This window comes from Nocardia sp. JCM 38205 (assembly GCF_058222935.1).
The window spans coordinates 92,845-109,910 of the sequence record NZ_JBYHFL010000010.1 but is presented as its reverse complement, the minus strand read 5'-3'; the positions used below and the strand labels follow the sequence as shown (position 1 = coordinate 109,910).

The 17,066-nt window shown below is 68.0% G+C and carries 19 protein-coding genes and 1 pseudogene; 6 read left to right on the top strand and 14 right to left on the bottom strand.

The genetic code is table 11. The features are described from left to right. Positions 1-212: 212 nt before the first annotated feature. From AC4HOU_RS27060 to AC4HOU_RS27050, 3 genes and pseudogenes are all read left to right on the top strand, one after another. Entirely contained in the window at positions 213-368 is a 156-nt protein-coding gene (locus AC4HOU_RS27060) for a hypothetical protein (protein ID WP_228815154.1), read from the top strand. After that, positions 365-556: pseudogene (locus tag AC4HOU_RS27055) on the top strand (hypothetical protein); the annotation flags it as partial. The gene AC4HOU_RS27060 and the pseudogene AC4HOU_RS27055, both read left to right, overlap by 4 nt. Continuing rightward, entirely contained in the window at positions 557-784 is a 228-nt protein-coding gene (locus AC4HOU_RS27050; RefSeq protein WP_324197414.1) for a hypothetical protein, read from the top strand. 85 nt (positions 785-869) lie between these two features. Here AC4HOU_RS27050 and AC4HOU_RS27045 read toward each other — a convergent pair whose 3' ends face one another. The 3 genes from AC4HOU_RS27045 to AC4HOU_RS27035 are packed head-to-tail and all read right to left on the bottom strand — an operon-like array spanning position 870 to position 2,511. Beyond that, positions 870-1,478, bottom strand: coding sequence for an ATPase (locus AC4HOU_RS27045; RefSeq protein ID WP_195020052.1), 609 nt, complete (start codon positions 1,476-1,478; stop codon positions 870-872). Continuing rightward, positions 1,475-1,954 carry an anthrone oxygenase family protein gene (locus AC4HOU_RS27040; RefSeq protein WP_195020051.1) on the bottom strand — a complete coding sequence of 160 codons (480 nt, stop codon included), beginning with the start codon at positions 1,952-1,954 and terminating at the stop codon, positions 1,475-1,477. Before AC4HOU_RS27040 ends, AC4HOU_RS27045 begins: the two co-directional genes overlap by 4 nt. Then, complete coding sequence (locus AC4HOU_RS27035) at positions 1,951-2,511, bottom strand: peroxiredoxin-like family protein (RefSeq protein ID WP_163811173.1); 561 nt, start codon at positions 2,509-2,511, stop codon at positions 1,951-1,953. The genes AC4HOU_RS27040 and AC4HOU_RS27035 overlap by 4 nt, the downstream gene beginning before the upstream one ends. A gap of 67 nt (positions 2,512-2,578) precedes the next feature. Between AC4HOU_RS27035 and AC4HOU_RS27030 the strand changes: the two genes are divergently transcribed. Next, the gene (locus tag AC4HOU_RS27030; RefSeq protein WP_163811176.1) at positions 2,579-3,187 is read left to right on the top strand and encodes a TetR/AcrR family transcriptional regulator; all 609 of its coding nucleotides are present in this window, start codon (positions 2,579-2,581) and stop codon (positions 3,185-3,187) included. A gap of 102 nt (positions 3,188-3,289) precedes the next feature. Here the strand turns inward: AC4HOU_RS27030 and AC4HOU_RS27025 are convergent, their stop codons facing one another. Continuing rightward, positions 3,290-4,279 carry a hypothetical protein gene (locus tag AC4HOU_RS27025; RefSeq protein WP_195020050.1) on the bottom strand — a complete coding sequence of 330 codons (990 nt, stop codon included), beginning with the start codon at positions 4,277-4,279 and terminating at the stop codon, positions 3,290-3,292. A 117-nt stretch (positions 4,280-4,396) separates the two neighbouring features. Beyond that, positions 4,397-5,347 (bottom strand): helix-turn-helix transcriptional regulator, encoded by a 951-nt coding sequence (locus tag AC4HOU_RS27020; protein WP_195006805.1) that lies wholly within the window; start codon positions 5,345-5,347, stop codon positions 4,397-4,399. A gap of 63 nt (positions 5,348-5,410) precedes the next feature. On the opposite strand from AC4HOU_RS27020, the gene AC4HOU_RS27015 reads away from it, so the two are divergent. Continuing rightward, on the top strand, positions 5,411-6,559 hold the full coding sequence (locus AC4HOU_RS27015; RefSeq protein ID WP_195020049.1) for an epoxide hydrolase family protein: 1,149 nt from the start codon (positions 5,411-5,413) through the stop codon (positions 6,557-6,559). 5 nt (positions 6,560-6,564) lie between these two features. On the opposite strand, the gene AC4HOU_RS27010 is transcribed toward AC4HOU_RS27015, so the two are convergent. The 4 genes from AC4HOU_RS27010 to AC4HOU_RS26995 all read right to left on the bottom strand — a co-directional run bounded on the left by AC4HOU_RS27010 (position 6,565) and on the right by AC4HOU_RS26995 (position 11,756). Then, positions 6,565-8,580: a 5-oxoprolinase/urea amidolyase family protein gene (locus AC4HOU_RS27010; protein ID WP_490725531.1), complete on the bottom strand. Its 2,016-nt coding sequence runs from the start codon at positions 8,578-8,580 to the stop codon at positions 6,565-6,567. Then, positions 8,577-9,197 carry an urea amidolyase associated protein UAAP2 gene (locus AC4HOU_RS27005; RefSeq protein WP_195006803.1) on the bottom strand — a complete coding sequence of 207 codons (621 nt, stop codon included), beginning with the start codon at positions 9,195-9,197 and terminating at the stop codon, positions 8,577-8,579. The genes AC4HOU_RS27010 and AC4HOU_RS27005 overlap by 4 nt, the downstream gene beginning before the upstream one ends. Continuing rightward, positions 9,194-9,949 carry a DUF1989 domain-containing protein gene (locus tag AC4HOU_RS27000; protein ID WP_194992019.1) on the bottom strand — a complete coding sequence of 252 codons (756 nt, stop codon included), beginning with the start codon at positions 9,947-9,949 and terminating at the stop codon, positions 9,194-9,196. Before AC4HOU_RS27000 ends, AC4HOU_RS27005 begins: the two co-directional genes overlap by 4 nt. Before the next feature lie 241 nt (positions 9,950-10,190). Next, positions 10,191-11,756, bottom strand: coding sequence for an amino acid permease (locus AC4HOU_RS26995; RefSeq protein ID WP_195006802.1), 1,566 nt, complete (start codon positions 11,754-11,756; stop codon positions 10,191-10,193). Between the two features lie 227 nt (positions 11,757-11,983). Here AC4HOU_RS26995 and AC4HOU_RS26990 point away from each other — a divergent pair, with 227 nt between their 5' ends. Further along, a complete protein-coding gene (locus tag AC4HOU_RS26990) occupies positions 11,984-12,646 on the top strand; it encodes a TetR/AcrR family transcriptional regulator (protein ID WP_195020047.1) in 663 nt (220 codons plus the stop codon). A gap of 3 nt (positions 12,647-12,649) precedes the next feature. On the opposite strand, the gene AC4HOU_RS26985 is transcribed toward AC4HOU_RS26990, so the two are convergent. The 5 genes from AC4HOU_RS26985 to AC4HOU_RS26965 all read right to left on the bottom strand — a co-directional run bounded on the left by AC4HOU_RS26985 (position 12,650) and on the right by AC4HOU_RS26965 (position 17,026). Then, positions 12,650-14,065, bottom strand: coding sequence for a TerD family protein (locus tag AC4HOU_RS26985; protein WP_195020854.1), 1,416 nt, complete (start codon positions 14,063-14,065; stop codon positions 12,650-12,652). 75 nt (positions 14,066-14,140) lie between these two features. Next, the gene (locus AC4HOU_RS26980) at positions 14,141-14,671 is read right to left on the bottom strand and encodes a hypothetical protein (protein ID WP_163811196.1); all 531 of its coding nucleotides are present in this window, start codon (positions 14,669-14,671) and stop codon (positions 14,141-14,143) included. A gap of 77 nt (positions 14,672-14,748) precedes the next feature. Beyond that, positions 14,749-15,549: a family 1 encapsulin nanocompartment shell protein gene (locus AC4HOU_RS26975; protein ID WP_163811198.1), complete on the bottom strand. Its 801-nt coding sequence runs from the start codon at positions 15,547-15,549 to the stop codon at positions 14,749-14,751. Positions 15,550-15,552: 3 nt separating this feature from the next. Next, the gene (locus AC4HOU_RS26970; RefSeq protein WP_163811200.1) at positions 15,553-16,578 is read right to left on the bottom strand and encodes a Dyp-type peroxidase; all 1,026 of its coding nucleotides are present in this window, start codon (positions 16,576-16,578) and stop codon (positions 15,553-15,555) included. A gap of 121 nt (positions 16,579-16,699) precedes the next feature. Continuing rightward, positions 16,700-17,026 carry a cupin domain-containing protein gene (locus AC4HOU_RS26965; protein ID WP_036540261.1) on the bottom strand — a complete coding sequence of 109 codons (327 nt, stop codon included), beginning with the start codon at positions 17,024-17,026 and terminating at the stop codon, positions 16,700-16,702. Positions 17,027-17,066 lie beyond the last annotated feature (40 nt).

Sequence of the window (17,066 nt, the reverse complement as noted above, 5' to 3'; positions counted from 1 at the left end):
TCGCGGTTCGAGGCCGATGGGGCGATGATCGTGGCGCCCCACCGGCTCGAACCGGACAAGGCTACGCAGAATTCCCGAGGGCGCCAGGATGTCGACTCGAGTGCGCGCCCACAGTGTTTCAGCCTGTGTCGTGGTCGAACGCGGTACTCGGGTGTCGACGACACGACGGGTCGATTGCCGGCTGCATTCGCGGTCGGTAGGAGGTGCGTTGCATGCTCAAACCTGCTGCGGGTGCGGGCCGCTGGACTGCTGCCGATCTCGGCGGCCGACCGGAGAACGGACTGCGCTACGAGGTGCTCAACGGTCAGCTCGTGGTCAGTGCGGCACCCGAGCCTCGTCATCAAACGCTGATTCGACGGCTGGTGTGAGCGCTGGTCGGCACGGCGCCGTCGGAATTCGTGGTGCTCGAGGGTGGCGGGATACTGATCGGCGAGGACGAAGCGGTTCCGGACCTCATCGTCGGGCAAGGCGACATCCCTATGGACAGCCGAGGGGTACCAGTCGCGTCCAGCTGGCCGTCGAGGTTGTTTCCGGCTCCACGACGTTGCAGGACCGCATGGTCAAGCCCGTGCTCTACGCGGCCGCAGGGATCCCGAACTATTGGCGATTCGAGATCAACTCCTTCGAAGGCCGGTTGCCGGGAGAGGAACTGCCGGTCCTCTTTGCCCACGTCCTCGGCAGCGATAACACTTACGAACAAACGCATCGCGTGCTGGCAGGGGAGAAGGTCACCTTGCGTAGCCCCTTCGAGGTCGTGATCGACCCGGGCACGCTGCTGCCCTGAGGTCGGCCGAAGTTCGCCTGCCCGCTCCGCACGTCCGTGGCGGCGGAGCGGGTCGATGATCGGCGATCGAATGTTGCGATATCGATCAGGTGAGGGCGTGTTCTTCCACGTACACCTTGCGGCAGACCGGGGCACAGAACACCCGGGTCTCACCGTTGTGGGTGAGGGTGAATTCGGCGGTGGCGATGTCGAGGGTCATGCCGCAGACGGGGTCGACGCCATAACCTTCGGGTACTTCGCGGGTGTCGGCCGCGCTGTCGTAATCGGCGGTCATCATCTTGGTGAGTTCGGTGGCGGTGGTGGTGCGGCCGACGGTGCCGAGGTTGTGTTCGCGCACGCCGAGGATCTGCACCACGCAATGCGGGTCGTCGCGCAGCCGCTGCGGATCGCCCTCGAACTCGGCGATGGCGTCGGTGATCAAGGGGATGATGCCGTCGCCGAATCCCGGGCCCGCCCACGATCCGGGGACGGTGACCCGGGCCAGGTAGCGCGGTGCGTCCGCCGGGCTCGGCCCACCGGTGGCCCAGGCGGCGGGCTGGTGCACGAGCACGTGGGTGAACTCGCGGGCGCGCGCCAGCACCGCGTCCGGCGCGGAATCCGCGGCGGTGATCGTGTGCAGTATGTGCGCGGCGAGGGCGTGGCCCCGCTCGCCGGTCAGGGTGGGATCGGAGACGTAGAGGTCGATGGTCATCATGAGTGGATCTCCTTCGGGGACAGCAGGGTGGTGATGACGATGAGGACGAAGACCGCAACGGCGCACACCACACGGGCGATGTGGAAGTCCTCCCAGCGGGCGAGGGCGTCGGCGTAGTCCGCGGGCGGTCCGGATACCGCCCACGCCTTGATCTCCTGGTTGATCGGCACATTGCCGAGTCGAGTGATGAGGAAGACCGCGACCGCGCCGATCGTCGCTGCTCCGGCCACCCAGCGCTCCCTTCCGCGGGCGCGTACCGCGAGAACCAGGCATCCCGCGAACGTGAGAGCCATAAGGCCTTGCATGACAACGCTGTTGGCCGACATCAGCGCGGTGTGGAAACTGAGACGAACCTCCGGTGCCACCTCGCGGAAGGCGTAGAGCACGTTGGTTCCACCGTAGAGAAAGGCGCCGCCGAGCAGGCCGCTGAACAGCAGCGCGGCGCCGCGGGCGAGACGAGGACGAGCGAAGCTCACCGGTACACCTCGGTCTTCGTCGCATGGGACAGAAGTTCGTCGACCGACCACTGGTCGTCGGCGTGCGCCCCATGCTTGCTCGCCACGACACGGCCGTCGGGTGCGATGAGGAAATCAGCGGGCAGGCCGAGGCGTCCTCCTTCCGGCTTGCCCGGCGGCGCAACGTGACCCGGCGTCCGAGACGCACGCACCTCACGGGTGATGGCGCGGAGAATGGTCGGCCAGGCACGCGGATCGAGCAGGGCACGGGGCGCGGATTCCACACCGAACTCGCGGTAGAGACGGCGGCCGGGGTCGGCGATCACGGCCAGCGGCAGGTCGGCGGTGTATTTCAGGAGCTCCTCGGCACTGGAATGAAAGACGACGACCTCGCGGACATTCGCCGCGTGGATCTCATCCAGCCGGTCGACGACCGACCGCAGATGCAGACTGCACACCGGGCAGCCCGCGAACCTGCGGAATTGCAGATGGACCAGGCAGTCGGGGTCGGGAATCGGCACCGGTGTGCCGGTGATGGTGACGAGCTGTCGGCCGGCGACAGCGGACGGGAAAGGCATCCGAACTCCTTAAGTGTACAAAGTACGCCTACGACCAGTATGCGCGTATCGCGTACGCTGTCAATCCATGCCCCGCCCACGTTCGCTGACCACCGACGATCTGTCCGGCGCCGCTCTCGCCGTGATCGATCGCGACGGTCTGGAGGGGCTCACCATGCGCGCGGTCGCCAAGGAACTCGGCATGGCGACCATGGCGCTCTATCGATATGTCGCCGACCGGACGGCGCTCGAGGTCCTCGTGGTCGAACGCGTCTTCGCCGCCGTCGACCTCACCGTGCCGCGGCAGCTGAGCTGGCGCGACCGCATACGCCTGCTGCTGGACCGAACCCGGCGCGTCGCGGCCGAACACCCCGATACCGTGCCGCTGATCCTGCGGCACCGGCATTCGGCCCGAGCTTCGCTCGGCCTGATCGAAGCCATGCTGTCGACGCTCACCGACGGCGGCCTCACCGGCATCGACCGCGTCATCGCCCAACGCACCCTCATCGCCTACCTACTCGGTTTCCTGCAGAACGAGCACTATGCCGCCCTCTCCGGGGCGGGCACCGCCGCCATGGCCGCCCTATCGTCCGAGGAGTTCCCCTACCTCGCGCAAACGGCCGCCGACGCTCGCACCGTCGCGCCGGAACGCGAATTCAGTGCCGGCCTGGATGTGATACTCGACGGTCTCACGTAATCCGCTGCGTCAGAATGTGATTCGTGAAGTCCCTCGCTATTCGAGCCATTGCTCCACCTCGGTGGGTAATCGAACCGCGTGGATCGGCGCCCGTCCTCGGCACTAGCACCGTTCGTACCGACGCGCGTACGGCTCCGACTCCGGTGCCACCTCGAGGCGGGGTGCTGGGCAGCCGCCGACGAGGACGGCGAACGTGGGGCCGCTGCGGGTGATGATGGTGTAGTCGACCACGCCGCCGCGTTCGGACAAGTGGGGCAGGTGCCGGTCGGCGAGTTGGCTCGCCTGTGCGGCACTGAGTTCCGCTCCGTCGGGCGGGAATACCTGGACGCCGAGTGTGCGGCCCGTGGCGTCGGGCGGATCGAATACTGACACCCGGACGATCGCCGAGGTGGGTTGCTCGGACAGGAACCATTCCCACAGTGCGAGTTCGCTACCCGATGGGAAACGGCGGCGGCCCTCCGCGTGGATCACGCTGGGTTCCAGCCTCGAGTAGTTCTCGGACATGCTCTTCCCGTGAACGGGGGAGACCGTCCAGCGGTTGGGCGCCAGTTCCGGGAACTCCGCGATGATTCGTCGCATCGCCGCGGTGGCTCGGTAGGGTTCCGCCTCGGAGCCGGCGCTGACATCGACGGCGTGAACCCCGGACCAGTGGATCTGCGCACCGGTGCCGGCCAGCGAGAGGCGGGCCCAGTTGTGCGCGGCGTCGACTTCCGGTGCGACGTCCCGTCCGAAGGCCCAAGACCCGTGATAGGAGTCCGTCAACCGTTCCATCTGGACCACTGTCGTGTCGCCTCGGTAGTGCGGTGGTAGCGGCTGAGCGGCCATGACACGCACCACCGACCCGGCGTCGGCTGGTGCGGTGCCATCCTCGAGCCGCACGTCGAGCAGGGACGTGTAGTACGAGTTGGGGCCGTAGGGGACGTATTCGAATACATGTGACGCGTCTGCCACTCCCGGAACGGCTTCGATGGCCGACTCGATCCGTCGCGACCAACTGTCCCGCTCGTTCTGGTCGGGTCCTTCCGGGAAGAGCGAACATCCGGTGAGCAGGATCGCTGCCATCGACACGATGGCAGGCACTGTGAAGCGCATGAGCAGTCATCCTGCCAGCAGCCGGTACCGGGCGGCTGGACGAATCTTGTCGGCTGAGGGAATGCATCGGCCGCGGCGCGCGGGATCGAGCACCGGGCAGGGACTGCATCGGCCGGATTACTCGACGGCCGCGCTGAGCCGCGCGGTGAGTTCGCGGACGCGGGCGATCAGCTCCGGGGGTTCGTGGATGCGGAATGGCAGATCGAACAGGGCGAGGTAGATCGCCAGTTCGTCGAGGGAGTTGGAACCGGTGCGTAGCGTGCAGGATTCGGCGTCGATCGGTTCGATGGCGCCGATCGTCGGCGGGATTCGGTCGGCAGCGGTCTCGGCGGGGACGGCGATGGTGACCCGGGCCGCGTAGCGGTACGGCGCCACCGCCACATTGCTGGAGACATATCCGGCGAGGTCGACGTCGGGAGCCTCGCGTGGAGTGAAACGTGGGCCGGTGGGAGTGCGCGGGTGCAGCCGGTCCACGCGAAAGGTGCGCCAGTCGGCGCGGTCGACGTCCCAGGCGATGAGGTACCAGCGGCGGCCGGTGTGGGCGAGTCGGTGTGGTTCGGTGATACGCAATGTCGTGGTGCCGTCGTGGCTTCGGTAGTCGAAGCGCAGGCGGTGCTTGTCGCGGATCGCGCCGGCGATGGCGGTGAGGATCTCCGGATCGACGGCCGGGCCACCCGCGCCGACGGTGACGGTCGCCGCGAGCAGCGTGCGCACCCGATGACGCAACCGAGCGGGCAGCATCTGCTCCAGCTTCGTCAGCGCTCGCAGCGAACTGTCCTCGATGCCGGTGATGGTCCCGCCGGCGGCGGTGCGCAGGCCGATGGCGACCGCGACCGCCTCGTCGTCATCGAGCAGCAGCGGCGGAAGATGGCTGCCCGCGCCGAGCCGGTAGCCGGCAACGCCGCGCGCCGCCTCGACCGGATATCCGAGGTTGCGCAGCTTGTCGATATCGCGGCGCACGGTGCGGATATCGATGCCGAGTTCGGCGGCCAGATCGGTGCCGGTCCATTCGCGATGCATCTGCAATAGCGACAGCAGACGCAAGAGCCGCGCCGACGTTTCCCACATATTCTTCAGTCTGCCGCACGGTTAGGGCCGAAACTGTCCTAATCGGCTCCTACCGTAGCTCCCATGACCATCACTCCCTTCCGGATCGACATCCCGCAGAGCGACCTCGACGACCTGCACCGCAGGCTCGATGCGACCCGCTGGCCCGCACCGCTGCCCGGCGACGACTGGGATACCGGCGTGCCCACCGGCTGGCTGCGCGAGCTGGTCACCTACTGGCGCGACGAGTACGACTGGCGGGCGGCCGAACGCGGACTCAACGAATTCCCGCAGTTCACCACCGAGATCGACGGGCAGCTGATCCACTTCCTGCACGTCCGCTCGCCCGAACCGGGCGCGTTCCCGCTGATCCTGACCCACGGCTGGCCCGGTTCCATCGTCGAATTCCTGGAGCTGATCGGCCCGCTCACCGACCCGCGTGCGCACGGTGGCGATCCGGCCGACGCGTTCCACGTGGTCATCCCGTCGCTGCCCGGCTTCGGGTTCTCCGGCCCGGTCGCCGATGCCGGCTGGACGGTCCAGCGGATCGCGGCGGCGTGGGCGGAGTTGATGTCGCGGCTCGGGTATGAACGCTACGGCGTGCAGGGCGGCGATATCGGCGCCGCGGTGAGCCCGGAGGTCGGTCGCGTGGCACCGGATCGGGTGGCGGGCGTGCACGTCAACGGCGGCGTTGGCGACTTCCTGCCGCTACCGCTGGCGGAGGAAGAACTGGCGACGCTGACCGACCTCGAACGCGATCGGGTGCGCCGCACCGAGGCGTTCATGCACGAGGAATTCGGCTACATCGTGATCCAGTCGACCCGCCCGCAGACCCTGGCCTACGGGCTGGTCGATTCACCGGTCGGTCAATTGGCATGGATCATGGACAAATTCAGGGAATGGACCCACCCGCGCACCCTCGACCCCGACAAGATCATCGATCGAGACCGGCTGCTCACCAACGTGATGCTGTACTGGCTCACCGGGACGGCCGGCACCGCGGCCTACGTCGGGTACGCGCAGGACGCACCCTGGGGTGCGCAGAAGCAGAACTCGGGCGTGCCCACCGGCGTGATCGTGTTCGCTCACGACGTCGCCATCCGCAAGTACGCGGGCACCGCCGACACGATCACCCGCTGGATAGACGTCGACCGCGGCGGCCATTTCGCCGCACTCGAGGAGCCGGTGCTGCTCACCTCCGATATCCGCGAATTCTTTCGCGACCTGCGCTGAGCCGCTCAGGGCAGTGACTCCGCCAGCTCACCCGCCGAGCGCCAGGACTGACGTTCGGCGGCGAAGGCCCGCGCCTGCACGGCACGGAATTCGGCGATGGAATCGGCGTTGCCGGCGAGGAAACGACGGTAGTCGGCGAGCCGGAACTCGCCGTCGTCGGTGCGCAGGTGCACGTTCCCGCGCGCGAAATCGGCGCGGAGGTCCAGCAATTCGTCCGGCTCCACCTGATACCAGCGAATGCGGTCGAAATACCGCAGTAGCCAGGGCGTTCCGGTACCGCGATGGTTCCACACCTGGGTCGTGCGACCGACGAACTGGTATCCGCCCGGACCTTCCATCCCATAGATGCACAGGTAGGCGCCGCCGATGCCGACCGCGTTCTCCGGCGTCCAGGTGCGGGCCGGGTTGTACTTGGTGGTGACGAGCCGGTGCCGCGGGTCGATCGGAGTCGCGACCGGCGCACCGAGGTACACATCGCCGAGACCGAGCACGAGATATTCGGCATCGAACACGGTGCGGTAGACGTCCTCGACCGACCCCAGGCCGTTCATCCGCCGGATGAACTCGATATTCCACGGGCACCACGGCGCATCCGCGCGGACCCCGTGCATGTACCGGGTGATCGCCTCCCTGGTCGAGGGGTCGTCCCAGGACAGCGGCAGGTGCACGGTCCGGCTCGGCACCACGAGCGCGTCCGAGGCGGGCAGCTGTCGTTCGGCTTCGGTGAGCAGATCCAGCAGCGTCCGCACCGGAAGGACCGCCGGATCGACCTTCACCTGGAGTGACCGCACGCCCGGCGTCAGGTCGACGATTCCGCGCGGTGCGAGCGCGAGCAGATGCTCGTGTAGCGCGTGTACCCGGGCGCGCAGGCCGAGATCCAAGGTCATGGCGCCGTATTCGATGAGCACACCGTCGTCACCGGCGCGCCGGTAGGTGACGCCGGTGTCGTTGTCGGCGTCGATGCGGCGGAGAATGCCGTCGTCACCGTCGCCGCCGGCCGACAGCACCGGCTGCCAACCGGCCCGCCGAGCCGGGCCCAGCGAGGCCATCGGCGCGGAGTGCTCCGCCCGGATCGGCACGAACCGAACCGTATCGCCGGGGCACAGCTGGCCGAGCTTCCACCGATCCGCCGCGACCACCGTGACCGGGCAGACGAAGCCGCCGAGGCTCGGACCATCCGGGCCGAGCAGAATCGGGGTATCGCCGGTGAAGTCCAGCGCACCGACCGAATACGGGGTGTCGTGAATATTGGACGGATGCAAACCCGCTTCACCGCCGTCGGTGCGCGCCCACTCCGGTTTGGGTCCGATGAGCCGCACGCCGGTGCGATCGGAATTGAAATGCACCTCGTAATCGGTGCCGACAATGGTGTCGAAGTCGGCGCGGGTGAAGAACTCCGGCGCGCCGTGCGGGCCCTCGGTGACGGCGAGTTCCCAGCGCCGCGACATGACCGGCCGATCGTCGGCCGGTACCGCGGTGGCACGCGGGGGACGGGGCGGTCCGAGCGGCAGCAGCTCACCGGCTCGCAGTATCCCTCCGGTGCTGCCGCCGAACTTGCCGAGGGTGAACGTTGCCGAGCTGCCCAGATATTCGGGTAGTGCGAGGCCGCCGGACAGCAGAATGTAGGTGCGCAAACCAGGTCCTCGGATGGCCCCCACCTCGAGGACCGCGCCCGCGGCCACTTCGAGGGTGCGCCACTGCTCCACGGCCGCGCCGTCCACCGTTACCTGCGCCGGCGCGCCGGTGACGCAGACCCAGGTGGTCGCCTGGAACCGCAGCGCCGGCCCGGTGAGCGTGCATTCCAGGCCGGCCGCGCCCTCGGCATTGCCGAGCACCCGGTTCCCGAGCCGGAACGACACATCGTCCATCGGACCCGACGGTGGCACACCGACATGCCAATACCCGATGCGCCCCGGCCAGTCCTGCACGGTGGTCATCGCACCCGGCCGGACCACCTCCACCTGGTGGACCGGCAGCGCGGCGTCCGGTGCGGTGACCGGAGCGGGATCGATGATGGTCATCGCGAGACCACCATGCGAACCGGAGTGGGCTCGAAACCGTTGCAGGGGTTGTTGATCTGCGGGCAGTTCGATACCAGCACCAAGGTGTCGGTGTCGGCGCGCAGGGTCACCCGCTTGCCCGGCGCCGACCGGCCGTCCACGATGCCGAGGGTGCCGTCGGCCTCCACCGGGACATTCATGAACCAGTTGATATTCGACACCAGATCGCGTTTGCCCAGACCCCAGCGCATGCCCTCGGCGAGGAAGTTCTCCACGCAGGCGTGCTGATGGCGGGTGTGGTGGCCATAGCGCAGGGCGTTCGATTCCTGGGAGCAGGCTCCGGCGAGGGTGTCGTGGTTGCCCACCTCGTCGGCGACCACCGTCATCAGTGGGGTGCCGTTCTCGGTGCGCAGCACGCTGCCGGTGGTGAGGAAGATATTGCGCTGAGCGGCGACGGTGGCCTGGGCGCTGTATCGGTCGGCGTGATCGTCGGCCGCGTAGAGCAGGCAATCGACAGCTTGGTTGCCGTGCAGGTCGATGATCTCGAGGTACTCGCCGGCACGGATGATCGCCGACCATGGGGCGCAGGCTTCGACCAGGTGGTCGCCGATGACGGTGCGGGCAATGGTGTCGCTCATGCGATGTCCTTCGAGTCGAGGGCGGCCGCCCATGCGGTTTCGGTGTTCTGCACGGCACGCAGGTATTCCGGATCGGTGTTGTGTGTGGCGCCGAGATCGGCGGGGGCGGGCCACGCCAGCACATCGAGATCGGTGACCGGCCGGTCGTCGAGTGCGTGGGCGGCATTGGCGATCAGCACGATGAGCGGAAGGTGGATGACCAGCTCGACAGCGGCACCGGGGGCCCGGTTGCCGGTACTCGTGAGGCTGCCGTCGTCGCCTACTCGCACACCACGGAACAACGACACGGGGGGTGCGATATCGCGCGGCGTCAAGCCCTGCTTGGCTGCGGCCATGCGCAGGAGGCTCCGGCCGGTGTCCGAGGGCCCGCACAGCGCGTCATGGTGGCCGGAATCGTCGGTCGTGATGGTGGCGAGCACCCGGCCCTGATCCGAGAGCAGCGGATGCCCGGGACCGAGATAGGCCTGCCAGGGCACCTTCATCGTGTCGGCGACATTGAGTCGCTCCCAGGGCGCGCCGACCCGCAAGAGTGACAGGTGGGCGCAGGCCGCACCGCCAGGGTCGGCCAGCCGCAGGCGGGTACCGCGGCCGAGCACGACGTTGATGTAGCCGTCGGCCGGAATGCGCTGGGCGAAGGTGAGAGCCTCCAGGTCCAGGCCCGGCGGGAGGTCGGGTCCGGCGATTGTCGCTGTCGCCGCTTGCGCCCGGGCATGGGCTCGGGCGCCGGTGGTGGATGAGGTCGTCTGATTCATCTCTGCTCCTCGATACGGATGGCAGGCGGTTTCGGGGCTCGCGGCCCGAACGGCGGAACGGGCTCGCGGACAGTGGGTTCGCGTTCGAGCCGTTCGCGCGCCCAGCGGCCGGGTGAGCTGGCGCGCGGTCCGGCCGCGCGATGGTCGCGGCCGCGGATATCGCGTCAGCGGACGAGGCGCCGGCTGTCGGGTCAGCCGTTGCGCGTCGGCTCGGGTAGTCGGTTGCGGCGTCGGCTCGAGGTCAGCGGTTCGGCGTCGGCTCGGCAGCCAGTGGTTGACGCATCGGCTCCGAGGCGGCGGTGCGGCCGACCACCATCCGGTAGACCAGCACACCGACCGCGAGCGTGCCGAGCACGAAGATCGGTGCGGCCCAGCGCATGACCGCCGACCCGCCGTCCGGCGTGTACACCTCGGCCCTCGGCCAGGCCAGATTCACGACCATCGCGATGCCCCAGAACACCGCGAGCACATTCACCGGAATCCCGAAGCGGCCCAGCGAGAACAGCCCGGCCCGGCTGCCCGCCTGCTCCGCGGCGGGCCAGCCCCGGAAACGGCGCACCAGCAGCGGCACTGTCACCAGGAGATAGGCGAGATACAGCGTCACGATGCAGACGCTGGCCAGGGTCGCGAAGATGGCGGCATTGCCGAGATTCACCAGCAGCAGCGCGATGGCGAGTACGCCGAACACCACCGCGGGCAGCACGGGTGTGCCGAAGCGGGGGTGCACGACCGCGAGCGCGCGGGCGAAGGGCAGCTTCCCGTCCCGTGCCATCGAGAAGATCAACCGGGACCCGGCGGTCTGGATGGCCAGCGTGCACACCATGATCGCGATCGCGACACAACCGAGCAGCACCTTGCCCGCCGTGCTGTTCAACTTGGCCGTCAGCACATAGGCCAGGCCATCGGCGGACAGGGCGCCGTCGGACAGGCTCGGCGCGGCCATCAGCGCGCCGAGCAACATCAAACCGCCGCCGATCGCCGAGACCGTCAGCGCGGTCAGGATCATCCGTGGCGCGACCCGGCGCGGATCTTTGGTTTCCTCGGAAAGCTCACCGGCCGAATCCAATCCGATCATGACGTAGGCCGCCATCAGCCCGGCCACCAGGAACGCCGCCCAATAGGGGCCGGGCGCGGCGTGCTCGGTCTCGAACACGACACCGGGGCCGCGTTCGGTATCGGCGAAGAACAGCGCGATGATCGCCAGCACGCCGACGATCTCGATGGTGACCCCGATCGAATTGATCCGCGCCATGAGATCGATGCCGATGACATTGATCAGCGTGGTCAGCGCCATCAATACGGCGCCGAGCAGCACCGCGTTCATCGCACCGGACGACGAGGTGAGTGCGGTCTCGGAGCCGATGATCTGGAATCCGCTCCAGATCGAGGGCAGCACCACCTGCAGCGCGATCGCCGCCGCGGCCGCGGTGACCACCCGCGCGATGATCATCAACCAGCCGGCGAACCAGCCGACGACCGCCCCGCCCAGCCGCCGCGACCACTGGTAGATGCACCCCGACAGCGGATACCGCGCCGCCAGTTCGGCGAAGTTCAACGCAACCATGAGCTGGCCGAGGAACACGATCGGCCAGGTCCAGAAGAACGCGGCCCCGCCGAATGAATAGCCGAAGCCGAAGAACTGGAAGATCGTGGTGAGGATCGAGACGAACGAGAAACCGGCCGCGAACGAGGCATAGCGCCCGAGCTTGCGGTGCAGGACCGGCTGATAGCCGAAATCGGCGAGATCGGCACTGTCGGAGCCGTGATTGGGCGGATCTGCGGGGCGGGTGTCGACTGTGGTGGCCATATGCGGAGGTCCTTCGGCGAGCGCCAATAACTATCAGACGATAGTTTTGCGGCCGCGATCGCGCTTTCGGTGACCTGCGTGTATCGGTTGGAGGTCTCCCGGTAACTTCTGGGTTTCCTGCTTTTCTATCGAATGACAGAAATCTCACCGCCTGGTGCGGCGCATGGCGAGGCGGGCCGGGTGCCCGCGTGCGGGGCCCGTGATGGGCGCGATGCGAGAATGAGGGCGTGGTCAATCTCGGTCCAGGACGTCCGCGCGTCGAGCAACGCCTGCGCCGCGGCAGCACACCACGCGAGGAGATCCTCGACGCCGCTGCCGAGCTGTTCACCACCAACGGCTACGGCAGCACTTCGACCCGGGGAATCGCCGACGCCGTCGGCATCAGACAGGCCTCGCTGTACCACCATTTCGCCGCCAAGGGCGACATCCTCGACGCGTTGCTCGCCGAAACCATCGCCGCGCCTTTGGCTTTGGCCGCGCGGCTGCGCGAGATCGATGACCGGGCGCCGGTACGGCTGTATGCCCTTGCCTGGTCGGACGTGGATCAACTCTGTGCGTCGCGGTGGAATCTCGGCGCGCTGTATCTGCTACCGGAGCTGCGCGGGGAGCGCTTCGCGTCGTTTCGGCTACGGCGTGACGAGCTTCGCACGCAGTACGAGCAGTTGGCCGCGGAGGTGGTGGCCGAGGCGGGAGCAGCCGGTGTGCCGGCCGCGATCACCTTGCCGTTCCGATTGGTCGAAACCGTGATCAGCATCCGATCCGATCATGGCGCGGCGCCTGCCACGGCGCGCTCGGACATCTCCGATGCGGTGCTGCGCGTCCTCGGCTGGCCGGGCCCGCTGGACCCGGTGCGGGCCGAAGCGGGTGCGCTCCTCGGGCGCATCGGCTGAAATTCAGGACTTGCCTTTGGCGGCGACCCAGTCCAGACCCCAGTTGTAGCGTGCGTCGACGACGCTGTTGGTCCAGCCCGGCCGTTCGACCGACGGTGGAACGAAGACGCCTTCGCGACGGACCAGCAACTCCCCGTCGACGTTCTCGATCAGCGCGAGAACCATCGACCGCGAATTATCTGTACAGCCATCGACTTGCATCTCGATCGGTGGCGCACCGGGCGGGTACAGCGTCGCGGTTGCTCGTACGCCTCGCAGGTCGGGGGCACCTTCGTAGAGCGTTGCGTACACCAGCAGGCGTTTGAAGTCGGCGACGTGGTCGAGATTGATGTCGAGATTCTCGCCGTTGACCGCACTACCGGTTCGATCGTCCTTGTCGAGTCGCACGTACGGCTCGGTGTCGAGCGCTCCGAAACTACCGAGCGCCTGGATGATCCCTTTGTTGCCGTTGCCGAGCTCCCACAGGCAGCGGAGATCGAGGTCGATGGCTTTGCCGCGGCGCTTGCCGAACAGGCCCCCACCCCCCGTCGACCAGTTGAGATTCACCCGCATCGTGCCCGCGCTGACGCCGCCCTTGGTCAGGGACACCGACGGCGCTTCCTTGGTCAGGGACAGCTTGGTCATACCGATCGGCGCCGATCCCGCCGGCGCGCGATGCTGCGGCGCCGGCGGGAATGGCTGGGGTGCCGACTGCTGGTAGTGCGGTCCCGGCGCGAACTGCGGCGGCGCCGGCTGCTGGTACTGCGGCTGTGCGGCGAACTGCGGTCGGTGCGGTGCGGGGTTCGGCGGAATCCCTTGGGGCTGCTGGAACTGCGGTGGTTGCGGCGCGGCACTCGGTGCAGGCACCTGCGACGCCGTCGGCTGTGGTGGCGTCGGCGGCGGGTTCGGCTGGACAGGCGCCGGGTCCTCATCGACGGAGATGCCGAAATCGGTAGCGAGCCCGGCGAGCCCGGTGTAGTAGCCCTGCCCGACCGCGCGGAATTTCCACGCGCCCTGCCTGCGGTAGAGCTCGCCGAGCACGAAGGCGGTTTCGCTGGTGGCGCCGGTGCTGTCGAAGCGCGCGAGCTCGGCGCCGTTCGCGGGATCGAGCAGGCGTACATACAGGCCGTGGAGCTGGGCGAAGGTGCCGCCGTCGGCGGAGGCGGCGATGACGATGGTGTCGATCTGGGGTTCGACCTGAGCCAACCGCACGGCGAGCAGATCGATGACCTGCGCCCCCTGCTGCTTCCCCTCGTGCCGCACCGCACCCGACGGATGCGCGGGCTGGTTGTAGAACACGAAATCGTTGTCTGAGCGGACCTTACCCTCGGCGAGCAGCAGGGCGGACGCGTCCGCGTCGGGGACGCCCGGCCCGGATCGCCATCCCACTTCGACACGAACCGCGGCCAGGGGAACAGCGACGTTGGCGCCCTTCGTCATCGACACGACTGCCAACGTATCCGAGGACGGTGCACCCGGCCACCCGGCGCGAATCCGGCCGGGCCGACTCGCCGCTCAGTGCGTCGGTGGCGCGATATTCCAGTGCTCGTGCAGCGCTCCCGCGATCTCCGGCAAGACCATCACCGGAATCTTCTTGCGGCGCAGCATGTTCCGGATCTGATCCACCTGCTCGCGTTTACGCATGTCATAAGCGCTCGACACCGGCCCGCTCACCGGCGGGATCGACAACAACACGAGTTCGCCGTGCTCTTCGTCGCCGCCGACCAGGTCCAGCGCCAGCGACCAGCGGGCGCGCTCGTCGAGGGTGAACCGGCCCGCGACCACCCGGTCCCAGTCGATGCTGGTCTCGGCCCACGGGGTGCGGCGGTAGATGGCGCCTTCGGTGAGCACGACGGCGTCACGGGTGAACAGGGCCACCAGCACCGCAACGCCGGCGATCGCACCGGCGAGCAGCCCGGTGAACACGCGGTTCATCCCGAACGCGGCGATGGTGGCCAGGCACAGCGCGACCGTGACGGCGATGCCGAGCACGCCGTAGATCATCGCGCGCCTGGTGGGCACCACGCCCGCGTGCACCAACGTCATCTCGTCTCCGTCCGCTACCGCAACTGGCTGGTCAGGACCATACTGCCGCGGCGCGGACGTCGCCACCAGAGGACGGCTCAGGCCTGCAGCGCGACGGCCGCCTCGGCGGTGTAGACGAGGAAGGTCAGGCTCTGCTGGAAGTACAGCTGCACCGATTCCGCGTCGTGGCTCAGGTAGCCGATCGAGAGATCCTGGCCGATCTGGAGGTCGAAATCGCCGCCGCGGGTGGTGAGCACGAACGCGCCGTCGATGGCGGGCGCCCAGATGATCTCGCCCTCCGGGATGAGGCGCTCGATGTGGGTGCGGATCGGGTGCCCGTGGTCGGAGGTCTCGCTGACGGCGGTGTAGAGGTCGGCGCTCAGCAGCACCGAGTAGGGGCCGTCCACACCGGCCAGGCGCAGCTCGCTCAGCGCCTGCGCGACGGCCTCTGGTACCAGCCGCGGATCGCTGGGCACCGCGACCGGCTCGTTCGATGCGCTGGCCCGGATGCCGGTGATGTTGGCGGCCGGGTAGCCCTCGAAGATGGCGCGGTCCTCGGCCCAGGCGATGCGCTTGGCGGCGTCCTTGACCGGGTCCAGGTCGGCGTCCTCGGCGCCGCGCTCGATATTGTCGAGCTCCTCGCGCGAGAGGGTGAACGGCACCCGCAGCTCCACCAGCGGGGCCACCAGCCGCTGCCGGGCCTGCACGCCGTCATCGGGGGCGGCGATGGGCGCGGTGCGGCCGAGCCCGACCGCGGAGTAGTCGGTGCCGTGCGGACCGGACAGATCGACGACGCGGCGGCCGGCGATATGCCGCTTGAAGGTGCGGGTGGCCTCTTCCTCGATCGCCGACCAGGCCTCGGAGGTGATCGGCGCGAGTTCACGATGCAGGTTGTTCATGAATTAACTGCTCCTTTTCAACGTGCCGATACCGAGAGAGCCGTCGGCGGCAGGTGCGGCGGGGGTGGCGTCGTCTGCCGGTGCGTCCCCTGGCGGGTCGGGCAGATCGTCGAGGAAGTCTTGGGCGGGAACGAAGAACAGGCTGCCGGTGACGGCGATGGAGAAATCCAGGATCCGGTCGTAGGCCGCCTCGTCGGAGCCGAGGAACATGCGCTCGAGCATGCGTTCGGTGACGCTCGGCGTGGCCGAATAGCCGACGAAGTAGGTGCCCATCTCGTTGTCGCGGATGCTGCCGAAGGGCATATTCGCCCGCAGGATCTGCCGTTCGGTGCCGTCCGGGTCGACGATGGTGTTCACCGCGACATGCGAGTTCGCGGGCTTCACCTCATCGGGCAGCTCGAAATCGTCGAGCTTGGTGCGCCCGATGACCCGTTCCTGCTCCTCGACCGAGGTTGCCGCCCATTCGCTCATCTTGTGCACGTACTTCTGCACGATGACGTAGCTGCCGCAGGTGAAATCGGGGTCCTCGTCGCCGATCAGCGCCACCCGGCCCGCCGGGGACTCGGCGAGCGCGCCCTCGGGGTTCTCGGTGCCGTCCACGAAGCCGAGCAGATCGCGTTGTTCGAAGTACCGGAAGCCGGTGACCTCGTCGACGATGGTGGCCGCCCCATCGAGCCGCTTGCCGATCGCCATGGCCAGCTCGAAGCAGGCGTCGTGCACCTCGGCCTTGATGTGGAACAACAGGTCACCAGGGGTGGCGGGCGCCTGATGGCGCGGGCCGTCGTATCCGGGGAACTCGTGCAGTTCGGCCGGGCGAGGCCCGGAGAACAGCCGGTCCCATGCCGCGGAGCCGATGCCGACGATGCAGGTGAGGTCGGCTCCGGGCAGCCGGAATCCCACCGAACGGCGCAAACCCGCCAGATCGGCGAGCAGATCGCGCACCGTCGCTTCGCCACCCTCGTCGATGGTGGCGACGAGGAAGATCGCGGACGGTGTGAGCGGTTGGAGGATCGGCTGCGGCTCACCCATGATCGACAAGCCTAGTAGCTGCGAGCGTGCTGACCGCAGCGATTGGGCAAGGGCGTGTTAAGGCTCACCCGGATCATGGGGCGCGCGTTGCTGTTTCGTAAGCCTCACCTACGTCGGCGCGCTATTTCGCGACGGTCAGCAGAAAGGCCACGTCGTCGACGGCTTTGACGCTGTGCCGGGCCTTGGGGACCACGAGCAGATCGCCCGCCGAACCCTTCCATTCGTTGGCGCCGCTGATCAGGGTCAGGGTGCCGCTGAGCACCAGCAGGGTGGCATCGCCGAAGTTGTCGTGTTCGGCCAGGCTCTGGCCCGCACTGAGACCGACGACGGTCTGGCGCAGCGTTTGCGCGTGGCCGCCGTAGATCGTTTGCGAGCTACGGCCGCTCGTGGCGGTAGCGGCCAGTTTGAGTTGCTGGCGAGCTACCGCGGTCAGCGATTTCTTGTCCATGGACTGCCTTTCGCAGATCACACCCGGAACAGGGCTGGTG

Excerpts from the sequence above, each read along its gene's own strand:
- AC4HOU_RS27060 (WP_228815154.1), top strand. The coding sequence starts at position 213 with ATGCTCAAACCTGCTGCGGGTGCGGGCCGCTGGACTGCTGCCGATCTC.
- AC4HOU_RS27050 (WP_324197414.1), top strand. The coding sequence starts at position 557 with ATGGTCAAGCCCGTGCTCTACGCGGCCGCAGGGATCCCGAACTATTGG.
- AC4HOU_RS27045 (WP_195020052.1), bottom strand. The coding sequence starts at position 1,478 with ATGATGACCATCGACCTCTACGTCTCCGATCCCACCCTGACCGGCGAG.
- AC4HOU_RS27035 (WP_163811173.1), bottom strand. The coding sequence starts at position 2,511 with ATGCCTTTCCCGTCCGCTGTCGCCGGCCGACAGCTCGTCACCATCACC.
- AC4HOU_RS27030 (WP_163811176.1), top strand. The coding sequence starts at position 2,579 with ATGCCCCGCCCACGTTCGCTGACCACCGACGATCTGTCCGGCGCCGCT.
- AC4HOU_RS27025 (WP_195020050.1), bottom strand. The coding sequence starts at position 4,279 with ATGCGCTTCACAGTGCCTGCCATCGTGTCGATGGCAGCGATCCTGCTC.
- AC4HOU_RS27020 (WP_195006805.1), bottom strand. The coding sequence starts at position 5,347 with ATGTGGGAAACGTCGGCGCGGCTCTTGCGTCTGCTGTCGCTATTGCAG.
- AC4HOU_RS27015 (WP_195020049.1), top strand. The coding sequence starts at position 5,411 with ATGACCATCACTCCCTTCCGGATCGACATCCCGCAGAGCGACCTCGAC.
- AC4HOU_RS27010 (WP_490725531.1), bottom strand. The coding sequence starts at position 8,580 with ATGACCATCATCGATCCCGCTCCGGTCACCGCACCGGACGCCGCGCTG.
- AC4HOU_RS27005 (WP_195006803.1), bottom strand. The coding sequence starts at position 9,197 with ATGAGCGACACCATTGCCCGCACCGTCATCGGCGACCACCTGGTCGAA.
- AC4HOU_RS27000 (WP_194992019.1), bottom strand. The coding sequence starts at position 9,949 with ATGAATCAGACGACCTCATCCACCACCGGCGCCCGAGCCCATGCCCGG.
- AC4HOU_RS26995 (WP_195006802.1), bottom strand. The coding sequence starts at position 11,756 with ATGGCCACCACAGTCGACACCCGCCCCGCAGATCCGCCCAATCACGGC.
- AC4HOU_RS26985 (WP_195020854.1), bottom strand. The coding sequence starts at position 14,065 with ATGACGAAGGGCGCCAACGTCGCTGTTCCCCTGGCCGCGGTTCGTGTC.
- AC4HOU_RS26980 (WP_163811196.1), bottom strand. The coding sequence starts at position 14,671 with ATGACGTTGGTGCACGCGGGCGTGGTGCCCACCAGGCGCGCGATGATC.
- AC4HOU_RS26975 (WP_163811198.1), bottom strand. The coding sequence starts at position 15,549 with ATGAACAACCTGCATCGTGAACTCGCGCCGATCACCTCCGAGGCCTGG.
- AC4HOU_RS26970 (WP_163811200.1), bottom strand. The coding sequence starts at position 16,578 with ATGGGTGAGCCGCAGCCGATCCTCCAACCGCTCACACCGTCCGCGATC.
- AC4HOU_RS26965 (WP_036540261.1), bottom strand. The coding sequence starts at position 17,026 with ATGGACAAGAAATCGCTGACCGCGGTAGCTCGCCAGCAACTCAAACTG.